This window comes from Novosphingobium sp. HII-3 (genome assembly GCF_002916655.1).
GTDB lineage: Bacteria > Pseudomonadota > Alphaproteobacteria > Sphingomonadales > Sphingomonadaceae > Novosphingobium > Novosphingobium panipatense.
Genome location: NZ_PPSM01000038.1, coordinates 1 through 17594, shown reverse-complemented (window position 1 = coordinate 17594; position 17594 = coordinate 1). Strand labels below are relative to the sequence as shown.

At 62.6% G+C, this 17594-nt stretch carries 18 protein-coding genes and 2 pseudogenes; 10 read left to right on the top strand and 10 right to left on the bottom strand.

Going from position 1 to position 17594, the window contains the following annotated elements:
• Nucleotides 1-135: pseudogene (locus tag C2R25_RS14585) on the top strand (IS110 family transposase); the annotation flags it as partial.
• Between the two features lie 13 nt (nt 136-148).
• Here C2R25_RS14585 and C2R25_RS20265 read toward each other — a convergent pair.
• Nucleotides 149-1573, bottom strand: a complete 1425-nt coding sequence (locus tag C2R25_RS20265) for an ISKra4 family transposase (RefSeq protein ID WP_066488601.1) — start codon at nt 1571-1573, stop codon at nt 149-151.
• Here C2R25_RS20265 and C2R25_RS14570 point away from each other — a divergent pair.
• Nucleotides 1572-2342, top strand: coding sequence for a recombinase family protein (locus tag C2R25_RS14570; protein ID WP_233204015.1), 771 nt, complete (start codon nt 1572-1574; stop codon nt 2340-2342). The genes C2R25_RS20265 and C2R25_RS14570 overlap by 2 nt on opposite strands.
• A gap of 3 nt (nt 2343-2345) precedes the next feature.
• Here C2R25_RS14570 and C2R25_RS14565 read toward each other — a convergent pair whose 3' ends face one another.
• Nucleotides 2346-3038 (bottom strand): plasmid pRiA4b ORF-3 family protein, encoded by a 693-nt coding sequence (locus tag C2R25_RS14565; RefSeq protein ID WP_066969391.1) that lies wholly within the window; start codon nt 3036-3038, stop codon nt 2346-2348.
• Between the two features lie 65 nt (nt 3039-3103).
• Here C2R25_RS14565 and C2R25_RS14560 point away from each other — a divergent pair, with 65 nt between their 5' ends.
• Nucleotides 3104-4117: an NADP-dependent oxidoreductase gene (locus C2R25_RS14560; protein WP_082733398.1), complete on the top strand. Its 1014-nt coding sequence runs from the start codon at nt 3104-3106 to the stop codon at nt 4115-4117.
• 86 nt (nt 4118-4203) lie between these two features.
• On the opposite strand, the gene C2R25_RS14555 is transcribed toward C2R25_RS14560, so the two are convergent.
• The 3 genes from C2R25_RS14555 to C2R25_RS14545 are packed head-to-tail and all read right to left on the bottom strand — an operon-like array spanning nt 4204 to nt 6253.
• Nucleotides 4204-5181, bottom strand: coding sequence for a zinc-binding dehydrogenase (locus C2R25_RS14555; protein ID WP_004207037.1), 978 nt, complete (start codon nt 5179-5181; stop codon nt 4204-4206).
• A 9-nt stretch (nt 5182-5190) separates the two neighbouring features.
• Complete coding sequence (locus tag C2R25_RS14550; RefSeq protein ID WP_004207030.1) at nt 5191-5601, bottom strand: organic hydroperoxide resistance protein; 411 nt, start codon at nt 5599-5601, stop codon at nt 5191-5193.
• 13 nt (nt 5602-5614) lie between these two features.
• Complete coding sequence (locus C2R25_RS14545; protein WP_004207029.1) at nt 5615-6253, bottom strand: TetR/AcrR family transcriptional regulator; 639 nt, start codon at nt 6251-6253, stop codon at nt 5615-5617.
• Nucleotides 6254-6409: 156 nt separating this feature from the next.
• Between C2R25_RS14545 and C2R25_RS14540 the strand changes: the two genes are divergently transcribed.
• The 3 genes and pseudogenes from C2R25_RS14540 to C2R25_RS21320 form a co-directional block, all read left to right on the top strand.
• Nucleotides 6410-6886 carry a hypothetical protein gene (locus tag C2R25_RS14540; RefSeq protein WP_004207028.1) on the top strand — a complete coding sequence of 159 codons (477 nt, stop codon included), beginning with the start codon at nt 6410-6412 and terminating at the stop codon, nt 6884-6886.
• A 15-nt stretch (nt 6887-6901) separates the two neighbouring features.
• Nucleotides 6902-7201 carry a hypothetical protein gene (locus tag C2R25_RS14535; protein ID WP_233204012.1) on the top strand — a complete coding sequence of 100 codons (300 nt, stop codon included), beginning with the start codon at nt 6902-6904 and terminating at the stop codon, nt 7199-7201.
• Nucleotides 7195-7284, top strand: a pseudogene (locus C2R25_RS21320) (DUF736 domain-containing protein); the annotation flags it as partial. The gene C2R25_RS14535 and the pseudogene C2R25_RS21320, both read left to right, overlap by 7 nt.
• A 43-nt stretch (nt 7285-7327) precedes the next feature.
• Here the strand turns inward: C2R25_RS21320 and C2R25_RS14525 are convergent.
• The 5 genes from C2R25_RS14525 to C2R25_RS14505 are packed head-to-tail and all read right to left on the bottom strand — an operon-like array spanning nt 7328 to nt 13621.
• Nucleotides 7328-9817 carry a heavy metal translocating P-type ATPase gene (locus C2R25_RS14525; RefSeq protein ID WP_103729908.1) on the bottom strand — a complete coding sequence of 830 codons (2490 nt, stop codon included), beginning with the start codon at nt 9815-9817 and terminating at the stop codon, nt 7328-7330.
• 41 nt (nt 9818-9858) lie between these two features.
• A complete protein-coding gene (locus C2R25_RS14520; protein WP_103729907.1) occupies nt 9859-11625 on the bottom strand; it encodes an oleate hydratase in 1767 nt (588 codons plus the stop codon).
• 27 nt (nt 11626-11652) lie between these two features.
• Nucleotides 11653-12516, bottom strand: a complete 864-nt coding sequence (locus tag C2R25_RS14515; RefSeq protein WP_103729906.1) for a 3-hydroxyacyl-CoA dehydrogenase — start codon at nt 12514-12516, stop codon at nt 11653-11655.
• Nucleotides 12513-13010 carry a thioesterase family protein gene (locus tag C2R25_RS14510; protein ID WP_103729905.1) on the bottom strand — a complete coding sequence of 166 codons (498 nt, stop codon included), beginning with the start codon at nt 13008-13010 and terminating at the stop codon, nt 12513-12515. Before C2R25_RS14510 ends, C2R25_RS14515 begins: the two co-directional genes overlap by 4 nt.
• Nucleotides 13007-13621 (bottom strand): TetR/AcrR family transcriptional regulator, encoded by a 615-nt coding sequence (locus tag C2R25_RS14505; RefSeq protein WP_103729904.1) that lies wholly within the window; start codon nt 13619-13621, stop codon nt 13007-13009. The genes C2R25_RS14510 and C2R25_RS14505 overlap by 4 nt, the downstream gene beginning before the upstream one ends.
• Before the next feature lie 121 nt (nt 13622-13742).
• On the opposite strand from C2R25_RS14505, the gene C2R25_RS14500 reads away from it, so the two are divergent.
• From C2R25_RS14500 to C2R25_RS14485, 4 genes are all read left to right on the top strand, one after another.
• A complete protein-coding gene (locus C2R25_RS14500; RefSeq protein WP_233204011.1) occupies nt 13743-14831 on the top strand; it encodes a catalase family protein in 1089 nt (362 codons plus the stop codon).
• A 40-nt stretch (nt 14832-14871) separates the two neighbouring features.
• Nucleotides 14872-15483, top strand: a complete 612-nt coding sequence (locus tag C2R25_RS14495) for a hypothetical protein (RefSeq protein ID WP_103729903.1) — start codon at nt 14872-14874, stop codon at nt 15481-15483.
• Between the two features lie 3 nt (nt 15484-15486).
• Nucleotides 15487-16854, top strand: a complete 1368-nt coding sequence (locus tag C2R25_RS14490) for a Dyp-type peroxidase (RefSeq protein ID WP_004207012.1) — start codon at nt 15487-15489, stop codon at nt 16852-16854.
• Nucleotides 16855-16978: 124 nt separating this feature from the next.
• Nucleotides 16979-17317 (top strand): hypothetical protein, encoded by a 339-nt coding sequence (locus tag C2R25_RS14485; protein WP_017503244.1) that lies wholly within the window; start codon nt 16979-16981, stop codon nt 17315-17317.
• Nucleotides 17318-17594 lie beyond the last annotated feature (277 nt).

Genomic DNA, 17594 nt, shown 5'->3' with positions numbered 1-17594 from the left:
GTGCTCGGCCAGGAGACTTTCTCCCGCGAAGCATGGGACTTGGTCGGCCGCAAGGTGTCCAAAGCCCGGCTGATCAACGATATCTACGAGACCGCCTGCGCCTCCGTGGCGCTACCTGTCGACGAGGGGAGCATGAGAAAGTTGGGGGTCATGCCGCCTTCCGTTCGTCCCTCCACCTCTGAAAGTCATTGGCCAACGTGCCATCAAGGGTACGGACGCGGAGTTGCACAAGCAGATGCACCCCTCTGGGCGTCCACTGCATCTGTTGCTTCTTTGCGAAGCGCTTTGCGACGACCTGGTTGACGGTCGATTCCACGAAGGCGGTCGAGACTGCTTCGCCATATCGTCGTCGCTCGCCATAGTTCGGGATCATGCTGGCATTGGCGCTGATATAGCTTTCGAACTCCCGCAAATGCTTGAGGAGATTGCGAGCTTGCGGCGAGACCTGTGGGTGGCTCATCGGCTCGTCGGTGACATCCGGATCTGTCGCACCAAGCATTCTGGTCTCGACGTCGCCGATTAGGTCGAGAGCACGGCGCCAGTTGCCGTGCCAGAGGAAGTGCCGAACTCGCTCGAGAGTGGCGACGGCCACGTCTTTATCCGTCTCGGATGGGGGCGGCAATCCGCGCGCGATCTGCTGCATGACCGTCACCCGCATGGCGATGTGGAAATAGTCGAGGACATGCTCGGCGTTCGGCCGCATGTCCCATTGAAGATTGCGGACGTTCCTGCCACCATCGGACATGAAGGTGATCTCACGGTCCATCCCGACGCCTTGCTCCAGCAGCAATTCATGAAGGCGACGACGCGGCCTGTCGTCATGTCCGACCACGAAGCCGAACCGGCGCGTTGGCTCGCTAATTTCGCCATCCTCGCCCGGATCGACGACGGACTTACCCACGATCACCTCGAAATTGTTCGGCCGATCGTACCATGATCGTACATAGCCTCCATCGATCCCGACAGTGACAGGCGGTCCTGGCAGCGGACCATCGGTCCAGTCCGCCTCGCAGCCTTCGATGAAACAGCGTCGCTCGGTGCCAAGCTCGGCTTCCAAACGCTCCGCGACGCGTAGGGTGTCCTGCCGGATCGTCGTCGCGTTGATCGCGTCACCGATCGGAAGGACGTCGGCAAGGCGTTCCGCGGTGATGCCGTAGGACGCGAGCGAAGCCCAGCGCGCCTCTAGCTCGAGAAGGTCCGGCGTGACGCGTTCGGGCAGCGCCGCCACGATCGGCGCCGCGATACCCGCTGTGGGTTTACATGTACATCGCCGGAACCTGGTACTTGGCACGGCGATCTTTCCGAACGGCGTGCGCACCATGATCGAACGATGATCCTTGATTTGCCTTGCTGATCCGCAGCACGGACAAGCGCGCTGGCGGCGACACCAGTCGAGCGCCTGGGTCTGAACCACAGCGAGCTGCAGCGCGGCCAGCAGTCGCTTGCTCTCCGCGATCCTGAGACCGAGATCATCGATCGTAAGCGTGTCGTCGTCGCGTTCGATGACGGCGATGGATATGCCGCTGGTTGGCCTGTCGTCCGTTGCTGCGGTGAGGGTGATGGTGAAGCGCATGAGCTCATTCCTCCATGAAGAAGGGAACTCATTGGCCGGCACATCGGTGCCGCCGTCCGAAACCGACCGGTTACGGTCACCTACAGCTAACCCTGTCCATAAAATAGCCTTACCATCTTGCGGACACACCAATTTTACTGGACACCCCTTCCGGACAATCGAGGCCGGATCCATGTCACGCACCTTTGCCTATCTGCGCGTTTCGACCGTCGACCAGACGACCGACAACCAGTTGCACGAGATTGAGGCCGCTGGCTTTGCAGCGCAGCCGCGGCGGATCGTCGCCGAAACCATCTCCGGGTCGGTTGCGGCGAAAGAACGCAAGGGTTTTGCCCGGTTGCTTGACCGGCTAGAGGATGGCGACGTCCTCGTCGTCACCAAGCTCGACCGGCTCGGCCGCAACGCGATGGATGTGGCGAGCACCGTCGCCGATCTCGATCGCATGGGCGTTCGCGTCCACTGCCTGGCGCTGGGCGGCGTCGATCTCACCTCGTCGACAGGCAAGCTCACGATGGGCGTTATCAACGCGGTCGCCGAATTCGAGCGCGACCTGCTGATCGAACGCACCCAGGCCGGGCTACGCCGCGCGCGGGCGGAGGGCAAGGCCATCGGACGGCCTGCGAGCCTTACAACAGACGAGCGCGCCGAGGTCGAGCGCCGCCTTGAAAGCGGCGAAACCGTGTCCGCGCTCAGCAAGGCGTTCTCGACAAGCCGGCAGACGATCATGCGGGTACGCGATGACAGACGCGCTCAAGCCGAGCTTGCCTGAGCATCAGTCCACAGACATTGGCCGGTCCTTGCCGACAAACTCAGCCTTCAACGCGAGATTGATGGCGCGGCGATCGATGGAATCTGGATCGTAGCGCAGCAGCGGATCATCTGGACCGTCGAACCCGGCGCGGTCAGCTGGCGTCCACTCTTCGCCGTCATCTTCCTCGCCGTCGCTGGTATCGTTTTCATCCAGAAAGTCATCCAGGCCATTTCCCTGATCGAAGCGCAATTCATCGAGACGTTCGAGCAATCGCTCATATCCACCCGGTCCGCCGATATCCTCAGGCGGACCGGCGCGAGCACCATCGGTGCAGACCGGCCAGGGCTTGTCTGCGCTCGGTTGTTCACGCGCTTCGACGCGGATCTCGTGCTCCCAGAAATCGCCGAAGTCGTATTCGTACATCATGCGTTGCCGCACTCGCAGCGACAGGTCGGCAAGTGTCAGTTCCCTCAGAATTTTCCCGTCCTCGACAAGGTGGTGACGCTCACCCGTCCTTTGCGTGCCGAAACGGCGCCCATGCACCTTGAAAGCATGGAGATGATAATCTTCCCAACCAAACGCGATCTGGATTACCCGGTGCAGACCAAAAAGCGTCAGATCGCTGCGAACCAGCAAGCGTCGCCAAATCATCGGCGATATATCCCGGAGGCCGACCTTCAGACGGTAAGCGACAAGCGGAGCCGGTTTCGACATGCTCCTAAAGCTACCGGATCAGCACCGTCACCCCCAGCTTTTTTATGCCCCCCAAGGAGGCAATGATGAGCGAGACAATGAAGGCGGTTCGCCTGCACGCGTTCGGCGGCCCGGACGTGCTCCGCTACGAGGATGCGCCCCGCCCCACCTTGGCGGCTGGTGAGGTACTGGTCCGCGTCCACGCGGTCGGCCTCAATCCGCCGGACTGGTATCTCCGTGACGGCTACCGCTCGCTTCCCCCCGAGTGGCAACCGCATCCCGCCTTTCCGCTGATCCTCGGATCGGACGTGTCCGGCGTCGTCGCCGCGCTCGACGATGGCGTGGAGGGATTTAGCGTCGGCGACGAGGTCTACGCGATGGTCCGTTTCCCGCAAAACGTCATGGAAGGCAGCAAGGCCTATGCCGAATATGTCAGCGTGCCGGCATCGGACCTCGCGCGCAAACCGGGCATCGACCATGTTCACGCGGCGGCTGCGCCCATGTCGCTGCTGACGGCCTGGCAGTTCCTGATCGATCTGGGTCATGACGAACCCAACCCGTTCCAGTCATTTACCCATGCACACGCGCAGCTCGAAGGCCGAACGGTCCTTGTCAACGGCGCCGGCGGCGGTGTCGGGCACCTCGCCGTGCAACTGGCGAAGTGGAAGGGCGCGCGCGTCATCGCGGTCGCGTCGGGCAGGAACGAGGCGCTGATGCGCGAGCTCGGCGCCGATCAGTTCATCGATTACACCAGGACGGCGGCCGACGAGATCGTGCGCGACGTGGACGTCGTGCTCGACGCCGTGGGCGGACCGGATACCGGCCGCTTCTTCCGCACCCTGAAGCGTGGCGGTTCTCTATACCCGGTCTATCCGCTGGGCTTCACCGGACATGCCGAAGCCGAGACGCTGGGCATTACCGTCTCGACGACACAGGTCCGTTCGAGTGGCGCGCAACTGGCCGAGGCGGCCCGCCTGCTTGACGACGGCACCATCCGCATCGTCGTCGACAGCATCTTCCCGCTCGCCGACGCCGCCCGTGCCCACGAACGCGCCGCCCGTGGCAATATCCAGGGCAAGATCGTCCTCTCCGTCGCCTGACCAAACCACGGATAGTCTGGCCCTTGGCAACGCTGATGGCTGGAGAACATCAGGATGTTGGCGATCGCCGGTCTTTCCTTCGTCGCTCAGGGCTTGAGAAGAACCTTGCCTGCTTTGCCCGCTGTCAGCGATGCGCGAACGGCGTCAGCGACCTGATCCAGCCCGAATACCGCCCCTGCCGGCAGTTTCAGCTCGCCACTGGCGACGAGGCGGATAAGTTCTCCAAGCAGCCGGCGCTTGGCTTCGGCGGGCATGGCGGCACTCACCTTGGAGCCCCAGAAGCCCTTCACGACGGCCTGTTTGAAAATAAGATTGCCAGAGGAAATCTGCATCGGCTCTCCGGCCATGGTGCCGAAGGACACCAGCAGCCCATCCTCACCCAGAAGCGACAGGAGTTCAGCGCTGGCCTGTCCGCCGATCGAATCCACAGCCGCGCGTATCGGCGCATCGCCGGTGATCGCACGCACCCGATCCTGCCAACCATCGGTCGCAGTCGAGACGGCATTGGCGATGCCGAGAGCCGCCAGCTCTTCCACGCCGGCATCGCGGCGCACGAGATTGACGATATGCACACCGCGCGCGGCCGCCAGCATTGCCAGCGTTTTGCCGACCGCGCCATTGGCGGTGTTCTGGATCACCCAGTCGCCACTTGCCACTTCGAGGAAGTCCAGAAGAGTGATCGCGCTGAACGGCATGGCGATAAGCTGCGCCGCCGCCTCATCGGAGATCGAATCCGGGACAGGGACCAACCCGGCAGCGGGCGCGAGGAAATATTCAGCCCATGAGCCATGAACCGAGGCGACCGAGACGCGCTGACCGATGGTGATGCCGGTCACGCCTTCACCGAGCGCATCGACCGTACCGACGGCTTCCGAACCGCCAATAGCGGGCAGTTCAGGCTTGTAGCCGTAGCTGCCGCGCACGGTCCAAAGATCGTGATTGTGGATCGGCGAAAGGATCGTCTTGATCCGCACCTGGCCCGGGCCGGGTTCGGGAACCGGGCTTTCTTCCAAAGCGAGAACGTCGGCCGGTTCGCCGAATGTGGTGTGAATGGCGCTACGCATGACGCCTCCTTAAACCGTGGTGACGTGCAGGCGCACGTCGATGTTGTTGCGTGTGGCGTTGGAATAGGGGCAGGCCCGATGCGTCGCCTCGACCAGTTCCTGCGCGGCGGCCTCATCGAGACCCGCGATTTCCACATGAATGTCGATGTCCAGCTTGAAGCCGCCCTCAGGCGTCTGCCCGATTCCGACCTCCGCGGACGTTTTGCTACCCATCAGCGCCAGCTTTTTCTGCTGGGCGACATGGTTGAGCGCACTGTCGAAACAAGCTGCATACCCCATCGCGAACAGCTGCTCCGGGTTGGCGCCCGGCTTGCCGGAGTTCGGCATGGCGAGATCGAGGCCGAGGCTGCCGTCGTCGAGCGCCGTGTGGCCTGAACGGCCACCGGTCGCCGTTGCGCGGGTCTTGTAGAAAATTTTCATTCTTCGGTTCCTTTCACGGATGGTTGGATTGCGGCGTGCAGACCAGAATCTGCTCGGTGGCGATCATCGCCCGTTGCATCGGCGCACGAGAACGGGTGAGTTTGGCGAGCAGCGCAGCGCCAAGCCACATCTGGTAGAGAACCTGCGCCAGCGCGGACGGCTCCGCCCCCGGTGGAAGCGATCCGTCCTCGCGCGCCTCGGCGATCATGGAGGCGATGCGTTGCAGCAATCGTGCGACGCCATCGCTCAGAACGGCCCGCATGGCCTCCGACAGGTCCGCGACTTCGGCGGACAGTTTGACGGCGAGGCAATCCTCGGCCCAGCCGTCTCCGGCTTGATCACCTTCCCCGGGATCATCGAGCCACGCTCGCCAATAGCGCATCAACCGCTCGCGACCGCTTATGGCTTCCGCGGATAACAGCGAGTCCAGTTTCTTGCCGTAACCGTCCACGTAATCACGAAGAAGTGCGCAGCCGAACGCCTCCTTGGACGGGAAATAATGATAGAAAGACCCCTTCGGCACGCCGGAAACCTTCAAGATTTCCTGAAGGCCGAGCGCGGAGAAGCCCTTGCTCAACACAAGGCTGTAGCCCGTGTCGAGGATGTTTTGCCGGGTCGCTTCTGCTTTGGGTGTCAAATTCATGATCAGCATATATAACGAATAATAGACCAGTCGTCTATATGGCTATGGCGTCACCACCTACGCGGGCTCATCGGCATAGCCAATGGGAGGCATATATGAGCAACGTCGGGCGGCTCGCCGACAATATCGGCAACTTCAGCGCTGGCCGGCGCGGAGCGCCCCTGCGTGGCGCAGCGATGCTTCAAGGCATCGTGGTCTGCGGGATATGCGGACACCGCATGGGTCTTCACTTACTCTGCCCATAAGAAGACCCCCGTCTATCACTGCATCGATAGCGAGCAGAGCGGGCACTGCCAGAATGTGCGCGCAAACCAGGTTGATGCAGAGGTCGAGCGGCTGTTGATCGAAGCTCTGCAACCCGATCGCATCGACCTTGCGCTTGCGGCTCATGAACAGATGAACGGCGAAAACCGGCTGCTGGAACGTCAATGGGCGCTGAATCGGGAGAAGGCGCATTACGAAGCGGAGCGTGCACGCCGACAATATGATGCCGTGGAGTCGGAAAAGCGGCTCGTCGCACGTTCGCTGGAAACGTTGTGGGAAGAAAAAATACGCGAAGCCGACGCGTCGAACAGGATTACGCGCGGTGGCATGTCGAGCAGGTTAACGCCCTGGCCGCCGCCGCGCGAACGCGTATCCTGACCATTGCCGACCCTGTTGCCCGCGTTCTGGAAGCGGGCTGGCATCGACGAACGCAAAGAGATGATGCGGCTCGTGATCGACAGCGTGACGGTCGACAAGAGCCGTGCGCAAGGCCGTATCTGGTTCGCGATCCTGTGGCAGACCGGCGCGCGAACAGAGGATGTGATCATCCGCAATACCGCCAACTATGACGATCTGGCTCACTTCGCACGCATCGAGGAGATGGTGCGAACGCTCAATGCTGTGGGATCACTCGACCGTCAGATCGCGGACGCCCTGACAGCCGAGGGCATCATGAGAAGATCGGCGCTCTGATCTATGCCAACCTCTTCGACAACGAGGGCGAAGACACCTTCTCGCTGATCTGGTCCCGCCCCAACGGCAGGCGCGCCGACTAAGACCCCACGCAAGACCCCGCCACAAGGTCGGGGCCTTGGTCCGTCATGCCTTCACTGTCCGGAGCCGCAGCGAATTGCCGATGACGCTGACGGACGACAGCGCCATCGCGGCAGCAGCGATGATCGGCGACAGCAGCAGCCCAAACGTGGGATAGAGCGCACCGGCCGCAATCGGTACGCCTGCCGCATTGTAGATGAACGCGAAGGCGAGGTTCTGGCGGATGTTGGCCATCGTCGCCTGCGACAGGCGTCGCGCGCGGACAATGCCGGTGAGATCGCCCTTGAGCAGCGTCACGCCCGCACTTTCGATCGCAACGTCGGTCCCCGATCCCATGGCGATACCAACATCGGCGGCGGCAAGCGCCGGCGCGTCATTTACGCCGTCACCCGCCATCGCCACCACCTTGCCCTGCGCCTTCAGGCGCTCGACGACCGCGGCTTTCTGGTCCGGCAGCACATCGGCCTCGACCTCATCGATGCCGAGCTTTCTCGCAACGGCTTCGGCTGTGGTGCGATTGTCACCGGTCAGCATGACGATGCGGATGCCTTCGCCATGCAGGGCCTTCAGTGCCTCAGGCGTGGTCGCCTTGATCGGGTCGGCGATGGCGAAGATGCCGCCGATGGCTTTATCGATGCCGATATAGATGGCGGTTGCGCCGTCGCGGCGTAGCTCATCGGCCTGTGCCGCGAGCGGCGCTGTATCAACCCCATGTTCGGCGAGGAAGGTGGTGCTGCCGAGCACCACATGCCGGCCCCCGACACGACCGATCGCCCCCTTGCCGGTCGGCGAGTCGAAGTCGGCGACGTCGGGGATGGCGATCTTTCGCTCCTCGGCAGCCGCCACGATCGCCCGCGCAAGCGGATGCTCGGACGCCATCTCCACGCCGGCTGCGAGCCGCAGGATGGTCTCCTCGACAAATCCCGGCGTCGCGACGATCCGGGTCACGGCCGGCTTGCCTTGCGTAAGCGTCCCGGTCTTGTCGACCACCAGCGTATCGACCTTCTCCATCCGCTCCAGCGCCTCGGCGTTCTTGATAAGAACGCCGGCCGCCGCCCCCTTGCCGATACCGACCATGATCGACATCGGCGTCGCGAGCCCGAGCGCGCAGGGGCAGGCAATGATCAGCACCGAAACGGCCGCGATCAGGCCATGCGACAGGCGTGGCTCTGGCCCCCATAGACCCCACGCCGCGAAGGCGAGCAGCGCTATGGCGATGACGACCGGCACGAACCAGCCCGACACCTGATCAGCCATGCGCTGGATCGGCGCGCGCGAGCGTTGCGCATCGGCGACCATCTGGACGATGCGGGCCAGCATCGTGTCGCGCCCGACCTTTTCAGCCCGGATGACGAGCGCGCCGGTCTGGTTCAGCGTACCTCCTACGACCGCTTCGCCGACTACGCGCGTCACCGGCATGGATTCACCGGTCACCATCGATTCATCGATCGATGAGCGACCTTGCTCGACCACGCCATCCACCGGCACGGTTTCCCCGGGCCGGACTCTCAGCCGATCACCGATGCCGACGGCTTCGACCGGAATATCCTCTTCGTCATCGTCCCGCCCGATCCTCCGGGCGGTCTTCGGCGCGAGATTGAGAAGCGCCCGGATCGCGCCGGACGTCTGTTCCCGGGCGCGCAGCTCCATCACCTGACCGAGCAGCACCAGCACGGTGATGACGGCGGCCGCCTCATAATAGACCGCGACCGTACCATCAGCGCTTCGGAAAGCCTGCGGGAAGAGCTGCGGCGCGAATGTCGCGACGATGCTGTATCCCCAGGCGACGCCGGTCCCCATCGCGATCAGCGTGAACATGTTGAGGCTGCGGTTGACGATCGACGCCCAGCCACGTTCGAAGAACGGCCAGCCGGCCCACAGAACCACTGGCGTCGCCAGTGCGAACTGGATCCAGATCGAGAGGTTCATCGGCACCAGATGATGCAGCGCCGGGATCAGGTGGCCGCCCATCTCCAGCAGGAACACGGGCAAGGCGAGCGCGAGGCCGATCCAGAAGCGCCGGGTCATATCGGCAAGTTCGGGACTGGGTCCGGCATCCGCCGCCGCGATCAGCGGCTCCAGCGCCATGCCGCAGATCGGACAACTGCCCGGCGCGTCCCGGCGGATTTCCGGATGCATCGGGCAGGTCCAGATCGTGCCCTCCGTTACGGCTGCCGTTAACGCCGCAACGGGGTGATGCTCATGGCGATCAAGTCTATGGGTGTGGCTAGGGTGGGAATGATCGCCATGGGTAGCAGCACCCTCATGGTGCGGCTCGGCATGCGCTACCCGTGCTGCATAATGCACGGGGTCGGCGTCGAACTTCGCCTTACAGCCGGCCGAGCAGAAGGCGTAACGCTCGCCTTCATACTCAGCCTTGTGAGCGGTCCTGGCGGGATCGACCACCATGCCACAGACCGGATCATGGTCGACGTGACCGGACGGCGTTTCGCCGTCCGGCTCATGATGGTGATGATGGCCGTGCGCCCCAGTCACCTCGGCGGCGCGTTCGCTCTTCTGATCGTCGTCGGCCATTCATCACCTTTCACACGCCGCGCGTGCCTTCCGGTCTTTGTTCACTCCTCGATCAGATGGAACTCTTCGAGCAGCTTGGCGATCTCTGTGCCTTCGAGCTTCTTCATCAGCAGCTTGCGCAGGAAGGCCGGTCCGGGAAGATCGATGCCCTTGCCGTCCCGCAGCGGACCGATCGCAGCAAGAAGTGTACGAATATCATAGGTCGAGTTGAAGACCTCCGGCACGCCGCGCTCGACATGCATCAGCGTGTAGACGGCCTCCATCGGGGTTCTCACCGAATATTCCGTGGTGAAGATGCAGTCCCGCTGCTTCGATTCCGCGAACTGGCCGATGAAGGCGAAGTTGACCGCGCCCTCCGGCACCACGTCCGGCCGGTCACCCGCCTGGCGCGGCATGAAGAAGGCGGTAATATAGGGCATCATCGTGGGAACGGTGCTGGCGCCGGATGCCGCGAGTTCGGGAATGTCCTCGACCGGCACGCCGAGATGATAGAGCCATTCCTGGGTGATCTCCTCACCGGTGCATTCCTGCATCGGCTTCTTCACGAAGTCGCCGGGGCAATCGACAAAGAGCGCGTAGAACCAGGCGATCATCTGATCTTTGGGCTGCTTCTTGAAATGCGGCTGACGATGAACCGTCCAGCTCAGCAGCCACGCCGAGTCCTTCACCGTGACGATACCGGCGGAGACGATCTTGCCGGTAAAGGGGTTCCGCTTGGTGATCTTCTCGACATAGGCCGGAATGCGGGCGTCGAGGGCAGTGATCGACGCGGAGGCCCATTTCGTCTCCGGGATATGGGCGCCGAACACGTCGGGGCGGCCGAAGGCCGGATCCTTCGCCGCGATGCGACGCCACAGGTCCCAGGCCGGCGCCGGTCCTTCATTGAGCTTCGCCGGTGTCCTGTGGTCGCCATTGTCGGAATTCTCGGTCAGCGAGCCGATGGTGATGAAGACGAGATCGTCGGGGCCGAGATCGACGCCGCCCTCGACGCCGCGCTCCTTCCAGTGGATCCGCGTCGCCTGTTTGCGGCCGGGCTGGATGTCGAAATCGACATCGGTGACCTCGACGCCGTAGCGGAATTTAACCCCGTGATCGGTCAGCCACTTCACCAGCGGCAGGACCATCGATTCATACTGGTTGTAGCGATTGAACTTGAGCGAGGAAAAGTCGGCGAGACTGCCGATGTGATGGATGAAGCGGTGCAGGTAGAGCTTCATCTCCAGCGCGGAATGCCATTCCTCGAAGGCGAACATGGTGCGCCAGTAGAGCCAGAAATTGCTCTTGAGAAAATCCTCGCCGAAGACCTCGTTGATGCGCTTGTTCTCCATCTCCTCCCGCGTCGCAAGGAAGACCGAGAGGAGATCCTTCTGCGCCTTGTCGTTGAGCGTTAGCAGCGCCTTGTCGGGCACGTCCTGACCCTGGTTCTGCGTCGTTCGCTGCAGCGAAAAGTTGGGATCGTCCTTGTTGAGCCGGTAGAACTCGTCGAGCACGCTGGCATCCTCGATCTCCAGCGAGGGGATCGAGCGATAGAGGTCCCACAGGCACTCGAAATGCTCCTCCATCTCGCGGCCGCCGCGAATGACGAAGCCCTTTTCGGGCACGTCCAGACCATCGAGCGCGCCGCCGGGGATTTCCAGCTCTTCCAATATGGTGATGCGGTCGCCCGAAACGCCGCCGTCGCGGATCAGGAAGGCGGCGCCGGCGAGCCCCGCGAGGCCCGAGCCGACGAACCACGCCGTCTTTTTGTCGGCGCCTTCCGGCTTGCGTGGACGGACAAAGGCTTCATAGTTTCCACTGCTATAATGCATGGCAAACTCCTGTTTTTCTTGTTGGGATCAGTCGGCGGGCTTGTAGCTGTAGAAGCCTTCGCCCGACGCGATGCCGAGCTTGCCCTTGTCGATGTAGTTTTCCTTCAGCCACGCGGCGAGCGACTGTGCGTGCTCATCACCGTGCGACAGGATGTTGTAGGGGGTGTTCAATCCGATGATGTCGTAGATCTGGAACGGCCCCATCGGCGCGCCGGTGGCGATCCGCCAGACCTTGTCGACACCTTCCGGCTCGGCATAGCCGCCGGCAGCCAGATCGGTGGCCGCGTTCAGGAACGGCACCAGCAGGGAGTTGAGGACGTAGCCCGCTTTTTCCTTGCGCACCGGGATCGGCACCATGCCGATCGCGGAGGAGAAGGCGATCAGGGTATCGAACACGGCCGGATCGGTGTCGTCCGTACCCATCACCTCGGCAGTGTTGAACTTCCAGATGCTGTTGGCGAAGTGCAGCGCCAGGAAACGGTCCGGGCGGCCGGTGAAGGCTTTGAGGTCGCTCGGCAGCAAAGTCGAGCTATTGGTGGCAAAGATCGTTCTGTCAGGCGCGAGCGCCGCCAGCTTCTCGTAGAGCGCCTGCTTGATCTCGAGCACTTCCGGAACCGCTTCGATGACCAGATCGGCATTCGCAACCGCAGCCCCGAGATCGGCGGTGAGCGTGATGCGTCTCGAAGCTTCGGCTGCCTTGCCGTCAGCCGCACCCGTCACCTCTTTCACGTAGGTTTCTACAAGCGTTTCGAACCGATGCCTCGCCTGGTCGAGTGCTTCGTCGCTGATCTCATAAGCGGTAATGTCAAAGCCACTATAGGCGGCCTGGAAGGCGATCTGGCTGCCGAGGACACCGGTGCCTAGCACCGTCACTTTCAGGATGTCGCTCATTCATTCTCTTCCTTGCGTCGGGTTTCATAGAGAAACGGCGCAGCGACTTCGGCGGGCACGCGAACCAGCTTGCCGGTAGCTTTCTCGATGAGCACCCATTGCGACAGGGCCGCGACGAGCGTCTGACCGTTACTGTCTTTGAACTCGACGCACCGGGCGTATCTCGCTCCGCGCGGCTTCCCTTCGACCCAGGTTATGGCAAAGGTCTCTTCGCCCGCCCGGATATTGCCGCGGTAATCGACCTCGTGCCTGAGCACCATGGCCACATAGGTGTCGGCATCCCTCGGACGCGCGGCTGTCAGCCAGTGCGCCACCGACACATCCTGAATCCAGGTCACCCAGACCGCATTGTTGACATGGCCGAGTTCATCGATGTCTTCTTTGGTCGCCTGGAAACGGATATGGAAGCGCCGACGTTCGTCCACTTTTCCAGCCAACGGCACGCCTGAAGCATCGCAGCCGATCCTGCGGCGTCCTTCGCCAGGAATGTTCATGACCGGGTGGATGGCGCATCGAGGCCTGCCATCGCGCGAAAAAAGCCGACAAGCATTTGCTCTCGGGGAATAGCGCCTTCGACATCGCCCTGGACCGCCAGTCCCATCCACAGTGCATAGAGACCGATCCCGGTCTGCAGCGGCGGCAAGGCAGGCCGAAGTGCAAAGCGCCGCGTCAGATCCGCCACAAGTTCTCCGAACAAATGGTGGCAGGCGGCCTTCCCTTCGCGATGCCGTTCAGCGAACGCGGGGTCCCGCCGCGCATGAAGCTGCAATTCGATCGAGAGCAGCGACCAATGCTGTTCGTCAGCCAGCTTAGCCAGCCGCGCCGCGAGCACTTGCAGCGTCGCCTCGATATCATCTCCGGAGCAGTGGGCGACCAGATCGCGCAGAAGCACAACCTCGTCCTGGATATGAGCCTGCAGAATCTCGACCAGCAGATCGTCCTTGCTCGTGAAGTTCGAGTAGAAGGCGCCCTGCGAATGACCCGCCGCACTACAGATGTTGCGGATCGACATGGCCGCCACCCCTTCTTCCACAATGGACGAATGTGCTGCGGCGAGCAGCTTATCCCGCGTCTGGCGCTGTGTTTCCTTTCGCGTGAGGCGCATGAGCGATCGACCTCCAATTCAGCACGCCATGGAAACCTTTTACCCATGTCGGCGTTCACCGTAAAACCAGATATCATCTGATATCTCGAATGCAACGAAAATCCGGTTCGAAGGATCGCCCTTGGCTGAGACCTATATCCCCTACTCCACCAGCGTTGAAGTGCTCGGCGAAGACGAGGAGCGGCTGACCACCGAGATCCTCGAGATCATGGCGAGCACCAACCGCAAGGCTTTCGAACGCCATCGCCATGCGGTGCGCGACGCCCATGCCAAGAGCCACGGGTTCCTGAAGGGCGAACTCATCGTCCCGGAACTGCCGGAGCATCTGCGCCAGGGGCTTTTCGCTCGCCCGGCCACCTATTCCGTGGTGATCCGCCTCTCATCAGCGCCCGGAGATATCCACTCGGACACCATCCCCGCCCCACGCGGCATGGCGATCAAGGTCATCGGCGTGGAGGGAGAGCGGCTTCTGCCCGACGACCAGGGCCGCAATCAGGATTTCCTGCTGGTCAACATACCGGTCTTGAGCTTCGGCACGATCGGCAAATATCGTCAGCTCATTGGCCTTCTGGAGAAGAATGCGCAGAACCCCGCCTTCCTCCAACGCGCCATGGCCGGGGTGGCGCGTGGCGTGGAAGCCGCGGTCGAAGCGGTCGGCGTCGAGCCCGGCGCGACGCTGCGCGGGCTCGCGCGCGACAACGACCATCTGCTTGGCGAGACCTATCACTCGATGGCGGCGATCCGCTTTGGCGATCACATCGCCAAGATCAGCGCCGCGCCGCTTTCCGACAATGTCCGCGCGCTCACCGGCAAGGACGTCGGCACAGTGGAGGATTCTACGATGCGCGATCTGGTTGTCGAGCATTTCCGCGACCAGGGTGCTGAGTATCAACTGCGCGCCCAACTTTGCGCTGATCTCGACAAGATGCCTGTCGAGGACGCGGCGGTGCTCTGGCCCGAAGAGCTGTCGCCACACCAGCCGATCGCCACGCTGCGCATCCCGCCGCAGGACGCCTATTCGCCGGCGCGGCGGGTCTATGGCGATGACGTGCTGTCGTTCAATCCCTGGCACGGTATCCGCGAGCACCAGCCGCTCGGATCGATCATGCGGGTGCGCATCGCCGCCTATGAGCGATCCACCCGCTACCGCCATGAGATGAACGCGCAGCCGCGTGTCGAGCCGACAAACATCGACGCCATCCCGGACTGACGCACCGATCGACACACGCAATCACGAAAGGAGGCCAGTCATGGCCGAGACCGAAGAAAACCCGCAGATCGACGAAACCCGCCTTCAGGCCATCCGGCGGCGGATCGAGGAAGTGGCCGGCGACGCGCCGCAGCTCGCCAAGCTCGCGCTCGAGCAGATGGTGACGAAGCACAATCCCGACCTCAAGGGCACGGCCGGCTCGGCCGGTCGCGTCGGCGCGCAGTCCGGCAATGTCTCCGAGCTCACCGCCATCGCCAACCTCAAGCCGGGCGGCGCGGACCGGCTGAAACGCATCTTCGGACTCGTGAACGGCAATTTCGACGGGGCGCAGAAGGTCGGCACCCTGCACAACATGCGGTTCGTCTTCTTCGACAACGACACCCGCATCCTGTTCGCCACCGCCTATGACGGCGACTGGGACACCTATATCAACGACTTCGCCACCAAGATCCCTGACCTGATGGATTTGCTCTTCGCCTCGGTCGAAGGCTGGCCGGGCATCGCGAGCCCGAAGGTCAAGGATTTCATCGCCGAAAATCAGATCACCGCCGCCGGATGGTTCGTCGCCAACCCGCAGGTCACGGTCGTCGACGTGCGTCGGCTTCAGCGGATGGAACATGCCGTCAACGAATTCCTGGACAAGGTGGGCTGAGCGATGACGATCCTTCAAAAGCTGAAAGAGCGCTTCTCGAGGGACAGCGTTACGCTCGACCTGCACGATATCCAGGCGCTGATCCTGCGAAGCCGGCCGGAGCCCTATGTCGGCATCCATGCGATGCTCCATTTCGACGAGGCCGAGGGCGCGCGCGCTTTGCTGGGCCGGCTCGCGCCCCATATCGCATCCGCCGACAACTGGAACGAGGATCTCGATTTCTGGATAGGCGCTGCACTCAGCTTCGAGGGACTGAAGGCGCTCGGCGTTCCTGAAGCGCAGCTCAAGACATTCCCGCTCCCCTTTCAGCAGGGCATGGCGGCGCGCTCGGAGCAGCTCCGCGACTTCGGACCCAACGCGCCGGAAAACTGGGAGGACGTGTTCAAGCCGGGCAACTGCCATCTCGCGCTGACCATCTACGCGGTCGACGATGCGGCGCTCGACAAGGCGCTGGCGACCGCGCGAACCGAACTCGACCAGAGCAGCGGCGTCACCTTGATCGGCGAGCATCGCTTCGGCGCGCCGGACGGCGCGAAAAACCCGTTCGGCTTCCGGGATTCGATCTCCCAGCCCGCCGTCGAAGGCAGCGGCGTCGATCCGCTGCCCGGCGAGGAACGCGCGATCAAGGCGGGCGAGTTCATCCTTGGATACGAGAGCGAGAACGGCCAGCCGCTCGGCATGCCTGAACCTGCGGCGCTGGGAAAGAACGGCACCTTCGTCGTCCTGCGCAAGTACAACAGCCGGGTCGGCTGCTTCAACGCCTTCCTCAAGGCCCATGGCGAGACGGCGGAGGACCGCGAACGTCTTGCCGCCAAGATGTTCGGTCGCTGGCGGTCAGGCGCTCCACTGACGTTGTCGCCGGATCATGACGACCCGGACCTCGGCGCCGATCCGCAGCGCAACAACGACTTCAATTTCAAGGACGACCCCAAAGGCCGCGTCGTGCCGCTCGGCTGTCATATGCGCCGGCTCAATCCCCGCGATTCCGAGCTGACACTGCTCACCGACGTCAACATTCACCGCATCATCCGCCGTTCCTCGACCTTCGGGCCGGTTTATTCCGAGGATGTGGCGCCGAAAGACGATGCCAAAGGCGATCGCGGCCTGTTCTTCATCTTCATAAGCGCGCGCGCTTACGACACGATCGAGTTCATGCAGCAGGAATGGATCAACCGCGGCAATTTCGTCGACCTCGGCGAGGAGCGCGATCCAATCGTTGGTCTGCATGAGGAGGACGGCCGGTTCACGATCCCGCAGGCGCCTGCGCGCAAGCGCATCGACGGTGTGCAGACCTTCAATGTCATGAAGGGAGGCGAATATCTGTTCATGCCAAGCCTATCGGCGCTTAAGTGGTTGGCAGAACAACGCTAAAGCTATTCACCTGATTGTCGGTTGAGATTTGAAGTGTGCAGAGTGACCCGGAAAGTGCGGGGCTGTGCGGAAGGTTAAGTGAGTGGGAGTTGAGTTTCGGCAAGGCTGGGGATGGTTGGTCCTTGTGGCGCTTACGATTTCGACGACCGGCGATGAAATCACGTTGCTGACGTTGATGTTCCGCACTGCCGAGAACGCATCCGGCTATGCGGTGCCGACGCTGCTGACCGCGGAGCTGCTACCCGGTCTGATCGCCGCACCCTGGGCGGGCCGCTTGATCGACCGCCGGGAGGCGGCCCGCATTCTGGTCATGGTGTCAGTTCTGCAAGCGGGCGTGATAGCATTTATCGCCTATTATCCCATGTTCACGCTCGCCGGGGCCGCGCTGTTGAGCGTGCTGTTCACGATCAGCAGCGCCGCAACATTCGCGTTGATTCCAGTGTTGGCGAGCGGCTTGGAATGACCTCGCACTCGCCAATTCCCTTATGGAAATGGTTCGCAGCCTTGGAATGCTCGCTGGTCCAGTCGCTGGGGGCGTACTGGTGGGATGGATCGGATCGCGCAATGCGCTTTTAGCCGATGCCGCCAGTTTTGCCCTTTTGGCCCTCGTCGTTGTGGAGCGGCGTGCAAAATTGCCCCCCTTAGCGGGGTGATCGGCGTCTAAAATTGACCCCCTTCATCTCATTGTGAGAAGCGCCGCCGTTTGGGTTCCGAACGGCGGGTACAGGGATGTTGGTTGT